Origin of the sequence: Nonlabens sp. MB-3u-79 (genome assembly GCF_002831625.1) — a bacterium.
Classification (GTDB): domain Bacteria; phylum Bacteroidota; class Bacteroidia; order Flavobacteriales; family Flavobacteriaceae; genus Nonlabens.
Genome location: NZ_CP025116.1, coordinates 1 through 16,848 on the forward strand (window position 1 = coordinate 1; position 16,848 = coordinate 16,848).

Annotated in this window: 18 protein-coding genes; 13 read left to right on the forward strand and 5 right to left on the reverse strand. The window is 36.6% G+C overall.

Features of this window, described 5'->3' with window-relative positions; all coding sequences use genetic code 11:
* The gene (dnaA, locus tag CW736_RS00005) at positions 1-1,428 is read left to right on the forward strand and encodes a chromosomal replication initiator protein DnaA (protein WP_101011957.1); all 1,428 of its coding nucleotides are present in this window, start codon (positions 1-3) and stop codon (positions 1,426-1,428) included.
* A gap of 23 nt (positions 1,429-1,451) precedes the next feature.
* On the forward strand, positions 1,452-1,901 hold the full coding sequence (locus CW736_RS00010) for a low molecular weight protein-tyrosine-phosphatase (RefSeq protein WP_101011958.1): 450 nt from the start codon (positions 1,452-1,454) through the stop codon (positions 1,899-1,901).
* Positions 1,902-1,994: 93 nt separating this feature from the next.
* On the opposite strand, the gene CW736_RS00015 is transcribed toward CW736_RS00010, so the two are convergent.
* The 4 genes from CW736_RS00015 to CW736_RS00030 form a co-directional block, all read right to left on the reverse strand.
* A complete protein-coding gene (locus CW736_RS00015; protein WP_101011959.1) occupies positions 1,995-3,050 on the reverse strand; it encodes an AMP-binding protein in 1,056 nt (351 codons plus the stop codon).
* A gap of 6 nt (positions 3,051-3,056) precedes the next feature.
* Positions 3,057-4,019 (reverse strand): CPBP family intramembrane glutamic endopeptidase, encoded by a 963-nt coding sequence (locus tag CW736_RS00020; protein WP_101011960.1) that lies wholly within the window; start codon positions 4,017-4,019, stop codon positions 3,057-3,059.
* 3 nt (positions 4,020-4,022) lie between these two features.
* Positions 4,023-5,066 (reverse strand): o-succinylbenzoate synthase, encoded by a 1,044-nt coding sequence (locus tag CW736_RS00025; RefSeq protein WP_101011961.1) that lies wholly within the window; start codon positions 5,064-5,066, stop codon positions 4,023-4,025.
* Positions 5,067-5,349: 283 nt separating this feature from the next.
* Complete coding sequence (locus CW736_RS00030; protein WP_101011962.1) at positions 5,350-5,799, reverse strand: DUF4442 domain-containing protein; 450 nt, start codon at positions 5,797-5,799, stop codon at positions 5,350-5,352.
* A 160-nt stretch (positions 5,800-5,959) separates the two neighbouring features.
* Between CW736_RS00030 and CW736_RS00035 the strand changes: the two genes are divergently transcribed.
* The 4 genes from CW736_RS00035 (at position 5,960) to CW736_RS00050 (ending at position 9,518) form a co-directional block, all read left to right on the forward strand.
* Positions 5,960-6,460: a DUF4870 domain-containing protein gene (locus tag CW736_RS00035; RefSeq protein ID WP_101011963.1), complete on the forward strand. Its 501-nt coding sequence runs from the start codon at positions 5,960-5,962 to the stop codon at positions 6,458-6,460.
* Between the two features lies 1 nt (position 6,461).
* A complete protein-coding gene (locus CW736_RS00040; protein ID WP_101011964.1) occupies positions 6,462-6,803 on the forward strand; it encodes a PadR family transcriptional regulator in 342 nt (113 codons plus the stop codon).
* Positions 6,800-8,584, forward strand: coding sequence for a PspC domain-containing protein (locus CW736_RS00045; RefSeq protein ID WP_101011965.1), 1,785 nt, complete (start codon positions 6,800-6,802; stop codon positions 8,582-8,584). Before CW736_RS00040 ends, CW736_RS00045 begins: the two co-directional genes overlap by 4 nt.
* Positions 8,585-8,693: 109 nt before the next feature.
* Positions 8,694-9,518, forward strand: coding sequence for a GIN domain-containing protein (locus tag CW736_RS00050; RefSeq protein WP_101011966.1), 825 nt, complete (start codon positions 8,694-8,696; stop codon positions 9,516-9,518).
* A gap of 190 nt (positions 9,519-9,708) precedes the next feature.
* Here CW736_RS00050 and trxB read toward each other — a convergent pair whose 3' ends face one another.
* A complete protein-coding gene (gene trxB / locus CW736_RS00055; protein WP_101011967.1) occupies positions 9,709-10,695 on the reverse strand; it encodes a thioredoxin-disulfide reductase in 987 nt (328 codons plus the stop codon).
* A gap of 118 nt (positions 10,696-10,813) precedes the next feature.
* Between trxB and CW736_RS00060 the strand changes: the two genes are divergently transcribed.
* The 7 genes from CW736_RS00060 to CW736_RS00090 all read left to right on the forward strand — a co-directional run bounded on the left by CW736_RS00060 (position 10,814) and on the right by CW736_RS00090 (position 16,730).
* Complete coding sequence (locus CW736_RS00060; RefSeq protein ID WP_101011968.1) at positions 10,814-11,362, forward strand: cupin domain-containing protein; 549 nt, start codon at positions 10,814-10,816, stop codon at positions 11,360-11,362.
* Between the two features lie 58 nt (positions 11,363-11,420).
* Entirely contained in the window at positions 11,421-13,199 is a 1,779-nt protein-coding gene (locus CW736_RS00065; RefSeq protein ID WP_101011969.1) for a Na+/H+ antiporter NhaC family protein, read from the forward strand.
* Between the two features lie 51 nt (positions 13,200-13,250).
* The gene (locus CW736_RS00070; RefSeq protein ID WP_101014967.1) at positions 13,251-14,126 is read left to right on the forward strand and encodes an MBL fold metallo-hydrolase; all 876 of its coding nucleotides are present in this window, start codon (positions 13,251-13,253) and stop codon (positions 14,124-14,126) included.
* Positions 14,127-14,137: 11 nt separating this feature from the next.
* A complete protein-coding gene (locus CW736_RS00075; protein WP_101011970.1) occupies positions 14,138-15,049 on the forward strand; it encodes a patatin family protein in 912 nt (303 codons plus the stop codon).
* 413 nt (positions 15,050-15,462) lie between these two features.
* Positions 15,463-16,098 carry a peroxiredoxin gene (locus CW736_RS00080; protein ID WP_101011971.1) on the forward strand — a complete coding sequence of 212 codons (636 nt, stop codon included), beginning with the start codon at positions 15,463-15,465 and terminating at the stop codon, positions 16,096-16,098.
* Between the two features lie 91 nt (positions 16,099-16,189).
* Positions 16,190-16,501 (forward strand): thioredoxin family protein, encoded by a 312-nt coding sequence (locus CW736_RS00085; RefSeq protein WP_101011972.1) that lies wholly within the window; start codon positions 16,190-16,192, stop codon positions 16,499-16,501.
* A complete protein-coding gene (locus tag CW736_RS00090; protein ID WP_101011973.1) occupies positions 16,482-16,730 on the forward strand; it encodes a DUF6952 family protein in 249 nt (82 codons plus the stop codon). Before CW736_RS00085 ends, CW736_RS00090 begins: the two co-directional genes overlap by 20 nt.
* Positions 16,731-16,848: the final 118 nt, after the last annotated feature.

Consider the following 16,848-nt stretch of genomic DNA (forward strand, 5'->3'; position numbering starts at 1 on the left):
ATGGCACTGACTTCAGAATCGGTATGGGAAAATTGTCTAGTATTTATAAAAGACAATATTGCTGCCCAAGCCTACAAAACATGGTTTGCACCAATCAAACCTGTAAAGCTAACTGATACAGCCTTAAGTATACAAGTGCCAAGCCGTTTTTTTTATGAATGGCTAGAAGAACACTACATCAAATTATTAAAAACTGCGCTTACCCGTGAATTAGGAGAAGGAGCTAAATTGATCTATGCGATCAAGATGGAAAATCCTACAAAAGGTATGGAAGCTTTTACCGAAAAAATTCCTAGTAGCAATCGCTCCATCAATAACTCTCAGTCTGTAGATGCACCTGTAAGAAGTAAAAGTCCTGAGCTTAAAAACCCTTTTATCATACCTGGGATTAGAAATGTAAAGATTGAGTCACAACTCAATCCATCCTATAACTTTGAAACCTTTCTAGAAGGAGACTCTAATAGACTAGCACGTAGTGCTGGAATGGCTGTTTCTAATAAACCTGGTGGAACTAGCTTTAATCCGCTATTAATTTTTGGTGGTGTAGGATTAGGTAAAACACACCTTGCTCATGCTATAGGTGTAGGAATTAAAGAAAACTATCCAGACAAAACAGTTCTTTATATCAGTGCCGAAAAATTCACACAACAATATATAGAGTCAGTACGTAAGAATAATAGAAATGATTTTATTCACTTCTATCAGATTGTAGATGTGCTTATCGTAGATGACATTCAATTCTTTGCTGGAAAAGCAAGTACACAAGATGTCTTCTTCCACATATTCAATCACTTGCATCAAAATGGAAAACAAGTCATTTTAACTAGTGATAAGAAACCTGTGGATATGCAGGACATAGAACAACGACTTCTTTCTCGTTTCAAATGGGGACTTAGTGCAGAGTTAAATCACCCAGATTATGAAACTCGTGTTTCCATTATCAAGAATAAGCTCTACCGCGATGGCGTAGAAATGGATGATGATGTCATTCACTATTTAGCAGATAACATTAAAACAAACATTAGAGAACTGGAAGGAGCTATCATCTCTTTGATTGCGCACTCTTCTTTTAATCGTAAGGAAATCACCATAGATCTTGCTCGTAAGATTGTAGAAAACTACGTTAAGAATACAAAACGAGAAATCTCTATCGATCAAATACAACAAGTAGTAAGTGATTACTTCTCTATGGATGTAGAAACTTTGCAATCCAAGACGCGTAAACGCCACATTGTACAAGCCAGACAACTAGCGATGTATTTTTCTAAAAAACTTACTAAAGCTTCTCTTGCAAGTATAGGAACACAAATAGGTAAAAGAGACCATGCTACTGTACTGCACGCTTGCAAAACAGTTGATAATCTTGCTTCTACAGATAAGCAGTTCAACAAATACGTAGAAGACCTTCATAAAAAATTAGCTAATTAGTGAATGAGAAAACAAACATATTAATGGTATGTTTAGGAAACATCTGTCGATCTCCACTTGCTGAAGGCTTGATGAGATCAAAACTCAACTTTACCAAATTTACGGTAGACAGTGCTGGAACAAGTGGCGGACATAAAGGACAAGCTCCTGACAAAAGATCCATCGCTATTGCAAATAAAAATGGTTTAGACATCTCCAATCAAAAGAGCCGTAAGCTTCTAGAAGAAGATTTTAAAAATTTTGATTTTCTTTATGTAATGGATCAGTCCAATTACAATGATGTAACTGCTCTCGCCAGCACAGAAGAAGAGAAAAAAAAAGTGATCAAAATTTTAGACGAAGTTTTTCCAGGTGAAAACCTAGATGTACCAGATCCTTATTACGGAGGTTCTCAGGGTTTTGAAAACATATACCGCATGCTGGACCGAGCCACTGATGTTATTGCTCAGAAAATTGACAATCGTATAGAATAAACACGGTAGTCAGAAAAAAAAACAACCCCATCAAAATCTATTGATTTTGATGGGGTTGTTTTTTTACAGGCTTTTCATTTCCTCCGTACTTTTCTATCGATGATCAGAAAATAATTTTTCTAAAACCACTCTTTTATCCATTTTACCGGTATGCGTTAAAGCAAACTTATCTACAAAATAAATTTCTTTTGGTATTTCAAACTTACCCAGTTTTTGGAAGGCGTGTTGCAGGTCTCTTTCTTTGCCTTCCACAATCAAAATCACTTTCTGTCCTAATTCTTCATCTGCTTTTCCTGATATAAAAAATGATTCTGAAATATAATGAGATAATTTTTGTTCTATTTGAGCAGGATGCACCTTAACAGACCCTGTATTAATGACATCGTCTACTCTCCCCAATACTTTAAATTGTTTGTCATTAATCAACTCTACCAAGTCATTAGTAACTAAAGAAGTTCTCGCTAATTGAGGCGCATAAATTACCAATCGGTTTTCTTTATCTTTTTCAATTTGAACACCGTCCAAAACGGTGTAATTGTCTTCGTAAATAGGATACAACTCTCTTACTGCAATATGAGAAGAGGTCTCTGTCATTCCATAGGTGTGAAATGCTTTGGTATGCTTCCCTTTAAGTTTTTCAATAAGGCTTTGAGAAACCGCCCCACCACCAATAATGACTTTTCTAGCTTTGTGAATATCATCTAGAGATTTAGAAACTTGCAAAGGAGACATAGCAGTAAAGTCATATCTCTTTTCGGCTTTTCGAAGTGGTGTGGTACTCGGCTGTACGAGATCTATATGCCATCCCAACATCATAGCTCTCACCATCATCATCTTTCCTGCTATATAACTCAAAGGCAAGCAGCACAACACCTCTTTTTCTGCTCCTATATCAAAATACTCACCAGTCATTACCGCACTATTGATCATGTGCTGTTTGTCTAATTTATATTCTTTAGGAATTCCTGTAGAACCACTAGTTCTCACGGTAACTACATCAAAATTATCCAGCCAACTCAAGAGGAAATCGCCTATTTGCTTTTCCCACTCCTCGCCTTCTTTGATATAACTATAAGCCACGATCATGACTCCTTCATAATCTAAGGAGTGACCATTTAATTTAAAAGTCGGATGTATTTTAGGGATCATAGTTTATTATTCTTGAAATTCGTCATAAGAAGATTCTCCTTCTATTGCGAGAAACTCCTCCTTGCTCAGTACCCTACCAAACAATTTTTCTTTCCAGTTTTTCCATTTATAAATCTTACCTAAGATAATTAATAAAATAGGGTAACCTATAAATATGGGTAAGGCATCTATGATGGAAAACGAAGGCATAACAGATGTGTCCAAATAAACAGAATCTGTTTGTATAGCGGTCCAAGTAGAGGTTATTAATAAAGCTCCAATTATATTATTTGCTGCATGAAATCCCAACGCAAGTTCCAAGCCCTCATCCAGCAGGGTCATGGCTCCTAAAACAAGTCCTGTACCTATATAAAAAATCATTATTGAAGGACCTAATTTCTCCACTTCTGGATTTGCAGCATGCATCACTCCAAATAATACAGAAGTAACTATCCAAGAAACCGCTCTGCTTTTAGTTGCTATTCCCAAACCTTGAAGCAATTGCCCTCTGAACAAGTATTCCTCAAAACTTGTTTGAAATGGAAATAACACTAATGAAATGATGAGCAATGGCAGGAAACTAGTCCAGTTAAATTGCAACTCATAATTCTCAGGAACTGAGTAAACAGCTATAAGGGTAGTTACTGCAGAAAAAGTTCCCCAAAGCACAAACATCAACCCTATGCGTTTCCAATCTATCTTTTTACGGGAAGTGGTGAATTGAGTAAGTGTCTGTTGATGAATAAATTTTACCCAAAAGAAAACAGCTAATAAACCCACAACGAAAATCATAAGATTTATAGCTAAGAAAACATTCTTCCCTATTTTATCAATCATCTGACTCATAAGCGCCTCCATAGACTGATCACTTTCAGAAAGCATCAGCTTTGTAGACACATAATTAAAAGCCATTAAAAGTATAAATAGTACTGGAATTATAAAAAAGTTCCAAGCCCCTAGTTTTCCTTTATAACCTTGTTCTATATACATATTTTAAAACTTTAAATCATTAGTATTCCAACTGCCAGATGCGTTACAGTACAAATGACCTTTTTTAATCTCCAAGGGTGCGTCTATATTATTAGTGTAAAGCGATCCTGTTCCCAGTCCTTGTGGCATTTTATTGCCTAAGGTGTAAGTAAATTGCGCAATCGCATTAAGACCAATATTAGATTCCAGCGCACTGGTGACCCACCAGTTGATCGCTCTTTCTGTTGCAAGATTGATCCATTCTCTACTGCTTTGAAAACCACCTATTAAAGCAGGCTTTAAAATGATGTACTGTGGTTGGATGGTTTCCAGACAGTTTATTTTTTCTTCAATGTCGTACAAACCTATCAACTCTTCATCCAGTGCAATGTCTAAGGGTGATTGCTCACAAAGCCTGGCCATTTCTTGCCACTGCCCTTGCGCTATAGGCTGCTCAATACTGTGCACTTGATGTGAAGCTATTTCTTCCAATTTCTCCAAGGCATTCTCTGGGGTAAAAGCTCCATTAGCATCTACTCTTATGGTAATCTCGCTTTCGCTAAAGCGGGAACGTATTAATTTTAACAGACTCATTTCAGACTCAAAATCAATAGCACCTATCTTCATTTTAATACAATCAAACCCTGCCTTAAGTTTTTCTTCTAACTGTTGCATCATAAAATCTTGATTCCCCATCCACACCAAGCCATTGATAGAAATAGCATCGTGTCCTTCAGTAAACATAGAAGGAAATAAGGTAAAAGGGTCACTGGATTGCAAGGATTTCATCGCCATTTCATAACCGAATAAAATAGAAGGCCATTCTTTCAACGCCTGCATCATTTTTACTAGTGGCAATTTGATATGATCACAAGTCCATTGAAGTTTTTCTTCAAAATCAGTCCGATCATCTATAGAAAGACCTGGAAACATATTCACCTCTCCTATTCCTTTCTTCACTCCATTATCGATCATCAAAAACCAGGTGTTTTTTGTTTTTAAAATACCACGGGAAGTCCCCGCAGGTTGCTTGAACTCTAAAACGTACTTCTGGAAAGCTGCTTTCATGGGGTGAAGATAATAACTAGTAGTTTTTTGTAGGAAGAGATTATGAAATAGTTAGGAAAAAGAACTCAATATAGAGCTACGAGGTCAGCGATGAGTTGCAAAAGATGTGATTTCTGAGTAGCAGTATGGAGAATGCTACTAAAAATTGACAGACAAACTTGGCTCTCATTTCTTTCCCCTTCAATGTTCCAGAATAAAATGTCCGATTCAGCCTACTGACTACTGGCTATTAGCTAGTGGCTACTGAAACTGTCTACTGTCTACTCAAGACAGACACAACCTACTATTTTCTCTTCACCGTCCATTCAAATTGAAATTCGCTCACTTGCACTCCATTTTCATTCACTCCTTTAGAGGTCATCCATAAAGTTTGCCCTTCTCCTGTGGCTACTGTTTTTGCTATGGCTTCTTTTATCGCTGCTCCATCATGACATTTAAAAGTAATCCGTCCGGTAGCTTTTTTAGTAAAAGAGGCTTTATTGTTAGCCACAAGCATAGAAACTTTGGCGTCACTTTTATGTATATACGACATCACTAAAGACCCAGTAGAAAGTTCTGCTGCCATGGCTTGTACGGCAAAGTACATACTCTTAAATGGGTTCTGATTGAACCATTTGTGTTTTACGCTAACCGTACAGTTTTCTGCATCAATTTCTGTACATCTCACACCCGACCACCAGCAACTTGGTAGCTTTAAAAAGGTAAATGCATTAATTTTTTTAGGCGTGATCATAACTTTAACATTTTGTACAAAAGTAGTAAAAAGGCTTCTATTTATAACGCTTTCGCGAAAGCGAAACTATCAAAAAAACCAGCCGATAAAAAATATATGGTACTTTGTATTGCATAATACTATCTTTTAACCATATATTTGCATAAGAAAATAATAGGCTATGGAATCAACAAATCAAAATAACTACAATAATATCGCTACCGGTATTCATTTATTAACCTTCGGAAAATGGATTTTCCCTCTTGGGAATTTTGTCCTTCCTATTTTGTTATGGATGATTAATTCTAAGAAATCTGATTTTATAGATAGACACGGTAAACAAGCGATCAACTTTCAGATCAGCATCACGCTTTATACGATTGTCCTGGCTTTTATAGGCGGCGGCATCATCATAGGATCGATGATTTCTGGTGGTCCTAGTTTATGGGAAGCGATGGATCACGGTAATGATTTTCCTTTCTGGAATGACATGGGCATTTTTAGTACCATTATAGCAAGTGGTGTTATTTGTGGTACTGCCATACTTATTCTAGGTGTAATCGACCTGGTATGTACGATTCAAGCTGCTATTAAAGCCCATGACGGTAAAGATTACAATTATCCAATAACGATTCATTTCATCCCTCATCATGAGGAGGTAGAAATACCTAATAAAAAATAATATGAAGATAGAAAACACAAAAGCGCAAATGCGCAAAGGGGTACTTGAGTACTGCATTCTATCCATCTTAAAGGAAGAAGATGCCTACGTGGCAGAGATTCTGGGCACCTTAAAAGATGCTAAAATGCTGGTAGTAGAAGGAACCATCTACCCATTACTCACGAGACTTAAAAATGCGGGATTGCTCAACTATCGCTGGGAAGAAAGTACCGGCGGCCCGCCACGTAAGTATTACGGACTCACTGAAACAGGTAAGATTTTCCTGACAGAACTGACCACCACTTGGGATGATCTTAAAAATGCAGTAAATTTAGTAACCAAATCAAAAATGACAAAATCATGAACAAGACCATCAATATAAACCTAGCTGGGCTGTTCTTCCATATAGATGAAGATGCCTATCAACGACTGCAACGTTATATAGCAGCAGTGCGTAAATCATTTGCTGGCACTAGCGGTGCTGACGAAATAATGAGCGATATAGAATCGCGCATTGCCGAACTTTTTCTAGAAAAAAGAGCTAATGAAATGCAAGTCATTTCCATTACTCATGTAGAAGAAGTGATTGTTATCATGGGGCAGCCTGAAGACTATGAAGTGGACGAAGAAATTTTTGAAGAACAAACTTCTCGCAAACAATATAGAAGCAGCGGCAAAAACAAACAACTTTTTAGAGATACTCAAAACGGTTATATAGGCGGGGTTTCTGGTGGTATAGGATACTATTTAGGAGTAAATGCTGTATGGGTACGTGTGCTTTGGGTGCTATTGGTCTTCTTTAGCGTAGGCTGGGCCATACCTGTTTATGTATTGTTATGGATTCTGGTTCCAGACGCAGTAACCACTAACCAGCGTCTAACGATGATGGGCAAAGAGGTGAATATCTCCAACATTGAGGAAAATTTTAAGCAGGGTTTTGAGCCTGTGGTCGATGGGCAGACCGACGCCGACCACCATATCCTAGGTCAAAAAGGAAAACGCGGCTCCATTAGATTCTTTAATTTATTAGGGAAATTAATCAAAGGCTTTTTTAAAGCACTGATTAAAATAATAGGATTGATTGTTTTTTTAGCGGCAGTTACGGCGCTTATTGCTCTAATTATCTCTACCATAACGGCTAGTTTTGTAAATGTAGATGGTCAAAATTTGATACATTTCTTTGACCTAGTGGTTCCTCAACATCAAGCCTCTTGGATCCTCTTAACAGCTGGGGTTTTAGCTTCAGGAATACCTTTATTGATACTAGCTATTCTAGGTCTTAAATTGTTAGTGAATAATTTAAAATCTATAGGGATGCCTGCAAAAATAGTTTTGGTAGTTCTATGGATCATATCAGTAATAGTTCTTAGTGTATCTATTGCAAGAATTGCTGCTAGTCAAGCCTTTGATGGGAATGTCATCAAGGTAAATGAATTTGAAATTGATAAAGAAAAGGTCTTTAACTTACAGTTGTTGAAGGATAATTACTTGGGAGACCAGATTTATGTCAATAACAACGGGATCAAAGTCATCGATTATAAAGGTGAAAAAGCTATAAGAATCGATCAAGTTCACGTGGCCATTGCAGTGAGTCGAGATAGCCTGGCGCATGTAAATCTTAACTTTAAAGCAAAAGGAGATTCTTTTGACACAGCAAAATTAAATGCTGAATCATTAGTATACGAGTACCAGTTAACAGACTCTACTTTTGTGGCACCTAACTATATCATCGCTCCTAAAGGCTCCGGATTACTCGGACAAAAGGTAAATGTGACGATTTACCTACCTGAAGGGACTAAAGCAAAAATGAATGAAAAGTTTCAACACCATTACCGAGGAGACTGGATGATAGATGATGCCTTGAATCTAGGAGGTCTTAAAAATAATACCTTCCAAATCAAAAATGCAAAAGCGGTATGCCTTGACTGTCCTGTTATAGAAGAAAGAGAATCTGGAGATGACCAGAGTTCTAAAGCTATAGACTCCACCACTACCACTGATGGGAAATGGAAATACTCTGATGAGGAAGATGAGAAAATAACTTCTCGTAAATCGATAACTATAGGTGATACAAAAGTGGGTGAGGTTGTGACTTCTAAAAAAGTGACAGAAAAACCTGTTGAAATAAAAGACAACATAAATTAAACAATTTTCAGTTGACGTTCTACGCTTGTGATTGAGATGTAGAACTCTTAGCCGCTCCATTTCGCTATGGAGCGGTTTTTGTTTTACCTTTGACAAATAAATTATCCTCATGAAAAAAATACTGCTTTTTGTTTTTGCGTTGACTACTACCCTGATAAGTGCACAAGATCTGATCAAAGTAAAAGGAAACCGTGAGGTAACTACAGAGATAAGTCCTCTCGCACCTTTTAAGATGTTAGAGATAAGCGATGATTATGAAATAGAAATCGTCCCTGGGGGTTCTCCACAAATAGAAATCACTACAGACTCTAATTTACATCAACACCTTGCGGCAAGTGTTATTGATGGTAAACTAGTGGTTACCACTACGGCTAGAATACGATCTAAAAAAGAGATGAAATTTCGCATTATTTACGGACCTGAATTAAAAACTATAACCGTTACTGATGATGCCGTGCTCTCCTCTGTTACCAGTCTTATATTTGAAGAACTGGAATTGAATATAGAAAAAGATGCCGAAGTTTACCTGACTGCAAGTGTAACACGCTTAACTCTTAATGCAGACCTCAGTACCAAATCAGAATTGAATCTAAGTGGCAAAAATGCCGTGATCAATCTCAAAAATAATGCTGATGTAAAAGCATTGATCAAGTACGACAACTTAGAATTGAATATGAAAGATCGAGTAGACGCAAAAATAGAAGGAGATATCAAAAACGGTCAAATAAACATGACTGATACTGCCTCTCTGGAAGGCAAAAACCTCATTTTTGATGATCTAGAATTAAAAATCAATAATAATGCTAAGACAGGAATTAATGTAAAAAACACCCTTTCCTTAGACTCTAGTGATGATGCAGAAGTAACTCTTTACAACACTCCTAAAATAGACATGAAGAGTTTTATCGGAAAATCTGTTTTGAATAAAGAGTAAAATTAGTCTTAAGTCAATTTTAATAAAACCCCTAATCAAATCCATTGATTAGGGGTTTTATTATGAGATCTTATAAATTTCACAAAACAAATGTAAGGAAATTTATACCTGGCGTTTTAAAATTAAAAAAGTCTCTTTGAAGCTAGTTCAAAGAGACTTTTTTATGATCAAACCAGAGTGCTTGAAACACTTATTTAATACTGTAATCTCCAGCGATAGCTTTTTCTACCACCCCTATTTCGGCAAGATAGCGCTCCGCATCTAGAGCAGCCATACAACCTGTTCCTGCAGCAGTAACGGCTTGTCTATATATTTTATCTTGTACATCACCCGATGCAAAGACACCTGGTAAATTGGTTTTAGTAGATCCAGAAATGGTTTTTAAATAACCGTCTTCTTCCATTTCTAATTGGCCTTTAAAGATATCTGTATTAGGCTTATGCCCTATCGCAATAAACAATCCTGTAATCTCAATATCGTGCTTTTCTTGTGTCTGGTTATTGAAAATACGCAAACCTTCCACAACGCTGTCTCCTAAAACTTCATCTACTTCAGAGTTATACAATACTTTAATATTCTTTAAACTATGTACTCTGTGTTGCATCGCTTTTGAGGCACGCATGTGATCTTTACGCACTAGCATAGTAACGTTCTTACAAATATTAGCCAGGTACGAAGCTTCTTCTGCAGCAGTATCTCCTGCTCCTACTATAGCTACATCTTGATTTTTATAAAAGAAACCATCACAAACGGCACAAGCACTTACTCCACCACCTCGTAGCTTTTGTTCACTTGGTATATTTAAATATTTTGCTGTTGCACCAGTAGAAATAATTACGGTATTGGCTTCTATTTTTGTTTTACCATCTACAATAGCAGTATGAATACCACCTTTTTCTTTAGAAAAATGCACTTCAGTAACCATTCCTATGCGCACTTGCGTTCCAAAACGCTCTGCTTGTTTCTGTAGGTCAACCATCATTGCAGGTCCATCAATTCCATCTGCATAACCAGGAAAATTATCAACTTCAGTAGTTGTTGTAAGCTGTCCACCTGGCTCCATACCTGTATACACCACTGGCTTCATATCTGCACGGGCAGCATAAATAGCAGCTGTATATCCTGCAGGTCCTGAACCTATGATCAAACATTTTATTCTTTCTATATTCTCTGACATAATTGTAAAACTTTGTGGCACAAAGGTAATAGGATGACTTCTCAATACCTTTATCTAATGATCACTATTTATTATCCTTTTATTAAGGAATTACATAATCGCGAGATACCTTTGATTCATGCCACAAATATACCTCAATCCTATAACCAAAGAAAAAGCAAGTATTCTTAAAACTAGTGCTCAAACTCAGGGCGCTTATACCTTGATAGAGGTGGAATTACAACCTGATGGCGGTAACCCCATACATTTTCACGAGCGGTTTACAGAAGAATTCTACCCGCTAAAAGGTACTTTAGGGGTTCATTATTTAGGTAAGGAGCTCTTCTTAAAACCTGGAGCGCATTTTAAAGTACCCGTGTTGGATGTGCATCGATTTTATAATCCAGGCGATCAATCTATTGTTTTTAGAGCAAAATTAGAACCCGGACAGCCAGGATTTGAAAACTTTATTGCCGTCCTTTTTGGTTTAGTCCGTGATGGAAAGACCTTTGGTAGGAATCAGATTCCGTTTCACCCATTTTATGCGATCTTATTACTGCATTGGGGTGATACTCAAGTAGATCATCTCTTGTTTAGACTCATCAAACCCTTTTTTTCTGTATTGGTTACGCTTTCGCGAAAGCTAGGTTATGAAAAACACCTGCTACAAAAATATAAATCTCTTTAACGTCTAGTTTGCAACTCACTTTACAAAATCGTAACATTACAGTTCATCAAACGCCCTTATGGAAAGCCAAAACATCAACCAGGAAGACGAAAAAATAATTGAAAATAGAGAACTAAATATATGGGAAGCGCTGATTCCCGTTTTTGCCCTTGTCGGGATGCTCGCTGTTAATGTGTATATCTACGGTGATGATTCTTTAGCTGGTTCCAACCAGTTTGTCTTATTATTAGGCGCTACGGTAGCTGGAATAGTGGGCTATTTTAATAAAGTTTCTTATACCTCTATGGTAGAAGAAGTAGCACAAAACCTCAAATCTACTACCGGCGCGATTTTAATTCTATTAATGGTAGGCGCGCTTGCAGGTACTTGGATGTTGAGTGGTATTATCCCCACTATGATTTATTACGGCCTTGATATTTTAAATCCGTCTATATTCCTTGCAGCCTGCGTCCTTATTTGTGCGGTAATTTCTATCGCGACTGGAAGCAGCTGGACGACTAGTGCTACCGTAGGTATTGCTTTAATAGGAATTGCCGGCGCACTAGACATCAACGCAGGAATGACTGCTGGTGCAGTATTGAGTGGCGCTTATTTTGGCGATAAGCTGAGTCCGTTGAGTGATACGACTAACCTGGCTCCTGCGATGGCTGGAACAGACCTTTTTACACACATCAGATACATGACCCTGACCACCGTGCCTACTATTGCTATAACGCTACTTGTTTTTGTAATTATAGGCTTTAGTTTGGACACCACTGGGTCTGCAAACGTTTCAGAATATCAAACTACGATTGCTAATACTTTTAATACTAGTCCTTGGTTGTTTTTAGTTCCTGTGATTGTAATAGCAATGATCATAAAAAAAGTATCTCCTTTATTAGCCTTATTAATAGGAACTTTATTAGCTGGAGCCTTTGCCTTAATCTTTCAGACTGGTATTATATGGAGTCAAGGAATGAAGTATGATATTACTGAAGTTAAAGATGAATTAAAACAATATGTAGATTGGGATGCTGTTTCTAGTAATAATTTTCAAAATCCAGGAACATATAATTTAATAGTAAAAGAAAACTCTGGTATTACTTTATCAAATCCTGTTGTATTTAATTTACCGAATGGAGATCAAACGCAGGAGTTTTCAGCTACTGAAAAAACTACTGTGTTTAAAAATGGAAAAACAATAGGAGAGTTATCATTAAACGCAAAGTCGACAAGTTTTGTTATAACAGCATATTTTGCTATAATGGATGCTATTACTGTTCCAACGGCTGTAACGCCAGTTACGGATAATCTTAAAATAAAAGAAAAACTAACTGGCCTCTTTGAAGGAAAAGGAATGGAGTCCATGTTAGGAACGATTTGGTTGATTATTTGCGCGATGGTTTTTGGAGGTATTATGGACGCTATAGGTGCTTTATCACGTATCAGCCGTGCATTACTTAATTTATTTGACTCTGTTTTTGGGCTGTTTGCAAGTACGGTAGTCAGCTGTCTAGCGATTAATGTGACCGCAAGTGATCAATACCTAGCCATTGTCGTACCTGGAAAAATGTACGCTAAAGCTTATGAAGAAAAAGGTCTTGCTCCAGAAAACCTATCTAGAACCCTAGAAGATTCTGGTACAGTAACCAGTGCGCTGATTCCATGGAATACTTGTGGTGCGTATCAAAGTACCACCTTAGGCGTAGACGTGAAGGATTACTTTATCTATGCAATATTCAACTGGCTTTCTCCTTTTATGACCTTATTATTTGCTGCTTTTAGAATAAAGATCAAACAACTAAGTACCCAAGAACCTAACAAGAGTACATTAGGAGAAGAAGCTTCACAATTATAGGAGCAATCCTATAGGGATGGCTCTTTTACCTATATTATAAAAAAAATGAAAATGAAAAAATTACTTTTTGCGCTAACTTTAATAACTGTGCTCTTTTCTAATGCACAAAATAGATTTGATAACGTAGAGATCATTACTCATGAGGTGAACCAAAACGTTTACATGCTAGAAGGGGCTGGAGGGAATATATTGCTTCAAGTAGGAGAATCTGAAGTAGTCATGATCGATTCCCAATATGCACCTTTGAGTGATAAATTAAAAAAGGAAATCGCAAGAATTACTGACAAGCCTCTTACGTACCTCATCAACACACACCATCACGGTGACCATACGGGAGGAAATGAAAACTTTAATACCGACCAAGTAACCATCATTGCACATACAAATGTGATGAAGCGGTTGACCGAAAGTGAAAAAAGCAAAGGTTTTCTACCTGAAAAGGTACTTGAAGAAGCCTATGAACTGTCTCTAGTTGACGAAAACAACTTGATTATTCATGTGCACCATGCGCATACAGACGGAGATAGCTTTGTTTACCTTACTAAAAACAATGTGGTTCATACTGGAGATGTGTATTTTAATGGAAGTTATCCTTTTATAGATCTCAACTCTGGCGGTTCCATAACTGGGTACATCAATGCTCAAAAACAGATATTGACTACCATAAATGAAAAGACTAAAATAGTTCCTGGACATGGAGCTATTGCCTCTTATAATGACCTCGCTGACTACATCCCTATGCTGGTAGATTTAAAGACACAGATTCAAAAAGAGATAAGTGATGGAAAAACTCGAGAACAAGTAGAGAAAAACAATTCCATAACTAAAAAATACGATGCTGAAGGATTTGGTGATGGGTATATCAGTCCAGAGAAAATTCGGACTATAATTTACGATAGTTTAATTCTAGAGGCCACCCACAAGTAAAATAAAATTCTATGAAAGCTCTTGTGATTTCTGGTGGTGGTAGTAAAGGAGCTTTTGCAGGTGGTGTGGCACAGTACCTGCAAGGAGAATTAGGTCGTGAATACGATTTATACATTGGTACTTCTACGGGAAGCCTGCTCATCTCGCATCTCGCATTAAATAAAATAGCTGAAATTAAAGAAGTTTACACTAATGTCAATCAATCTTCGATTTTCAATCGCAGACCTTTTTTGGTAAAGCAGGATAAATTTGGTCAGGATCAAATCAGCATCAACCATTTTAAGGTATTGCGTAATTTCTTTAGAGGGTCTAAGACCTTTGGTGAGAGTAAAAATCTAAGAAAACTAATTACCAACACGCTTTCTAAAGAAGAGTTTTTATTACTTAAAAATGGTCCTAAAGATGTAGTTGTGACTGTTTCTAACCTTTCTTTAAATGAAACCGAATACAAATCTATCAAGGATTTTGATTACGAAGATTTTGTAGATTGGATCTGGATTTCTTGTAATTACATTCCATTTATGAGCTTGGTCACAAAAAATGGTTGTGAATATGCTGACGGAGGTTTTGGGAGTATGGTTCCTATTAAAGAAGCTCTGGAACGAGGTGCCACTGAGGTAGATGTCATTATTCTAGAAACAGAAGTGACCCATTACAGCAACTTACCTTCTAAAAACGTATTCTCTCTTTTATCTAATCTTCATGGCTTTATGATGGACCGCATCGAAAAGCAAAACATAACTATTGGGAAATACGTCGCTGGCCATCAAGATGCAATTATCAACTTATATTACACTCCTACCGTGTTAACCACTAATTCTTTAGTCTTTAAAAAAGAGAAGATGAAACAATGGTGGGAAAGCGGTTATCAATTTGCGGCGAGTAAAAATATAGACAATAATGAAATTAAGACTGATGAATAGTAACCCGTAAAACAAAAAGTATCAGATGATTCTCTTTATAATAAGGAACTTGTTTATTTACTCCGGACTAGACGTCGGTAAGGCTAGGAATAAAATTACAACTAAAAAAAAGCTGCTGTAAACCTGCAAATCCATCAGTTATCGTTTTGTTAACTATTGAATTACCGATAGTTTACATGATTCTAAATTGAATGCAGCTATTCTAATAAGATGTTTTAGGACAGGTATAACTTAACTCAACCCTTCTCATAAGTGTAGAATACTATGGATATCAACGCAACCTATTCTTAAAGCTTACTTAAATAGTTAAAATCTATCATAACATTTGTTAAGTAGATTGAAAATGTTCCGCTTTCGCGAAAGCGGACACTACCTTTGCAGATGCAGTTAAAGAATAACTTAAAACATAAAAAATGGCTATAGTAGGTAGAAAATTTCCGAATCTAGAGGTAGATGCAATGAATGAAATGGGAGACACATTTAAATTAAATGTATTTGAAGAAGCAAAAAAGAAAGGCAAAAAGGTGCTTTTATTTTGGTACCCAAAAGATTTCACATTTGTATGCCCTACAGAATTGCATGCATTTCAAGCAGCTTTAGGTGAATTTGAAAAAAGAAATACCATAGTTATAGGTGCTTCTTGTGATACTCCAGAAGTACACTTTGCATGGTTAAACACCTCTAAAGATAATGGTGGAATAGAAGGTGTTACTTATGACATCCTAGCAGATACCAACCGCAACCTTTCTGGCACACTAGATATTTTAGATATCGAGGTAGAATACAATGATGAGTTAGAAGACAATGTTCTTGTAGGTGATAATGTAACTTATAGAGCTACTTACTTGATCGACGAAGAAGGAACTGTATTTCATGAAGGAATCAACCACATGCCTGTAGGAAGAAATGTAAATGAATTCCTAAGAATGATCGATGCGTATACACACGTACAGAAAAATGGCGAAGTATGTCCAGCAAACTGGGAAGAAGGTAAAGAAGCAATGGGAGCAAATCGCAACGCTACTGCTGAGTACCTTTCTAAAAACTAATTAGAACAATAGTAGAATCCATAATTAATGAGGAAAGTAGGGATCAACATCTTTCCTAGTTTCCTCATTTTTTTTTTAAAACCATTTTATAATGCAAATATTAGATCAAGATAATCTACAAGAAATCGTTGCCAACAACGATACAGTTGTAGTACAATATATGGCTACTTGGTGCGGCAACTGTCGTGTGATGAAACCTAAGTTTAAGAAACTAGCTTCAGAAAATGAAAACACTGTTTTTATTCTTGCCGATGCTGAGAAGTTTCCAGAATCACGAAAATTAGCAACCGTGGATAATTTACCAACTTTTGCTACTTTTAAAAATGGTGCCTTTGTGAACCAAGCGCAAACTAATAAATTTGAGAACCTTAAAGACTTAGTACATGAAGTTACCAGTAATTAGACATTTACAAAAAAATGCTAGCGCAGAAGCTTTAGAAACTACTTTAGAAGTTTTAGAAAGTTTTTCAGAACACAGATCTGTTTCTGAAGAAGAAATGGATGTGGTAGGAGAATTGATTACTAACATATGTGGCGCTCTTGAAGTACATGCTAATGTAGCTCAAGGAATGAGTGGTATAGAAGCTGCAAATGCGTTTGCACAAAAAGTAATGGGATCTATAGACCAATAGTCAGTATTCCTTTAATTAATAGAGTCTTTAACCTGTTTGGTTAAAGACTCTATTAATTTTAATTTTTTTTTAATAAAAAACCTATAAAAATTAAAAAAAATGTAAAATTAATAATCAT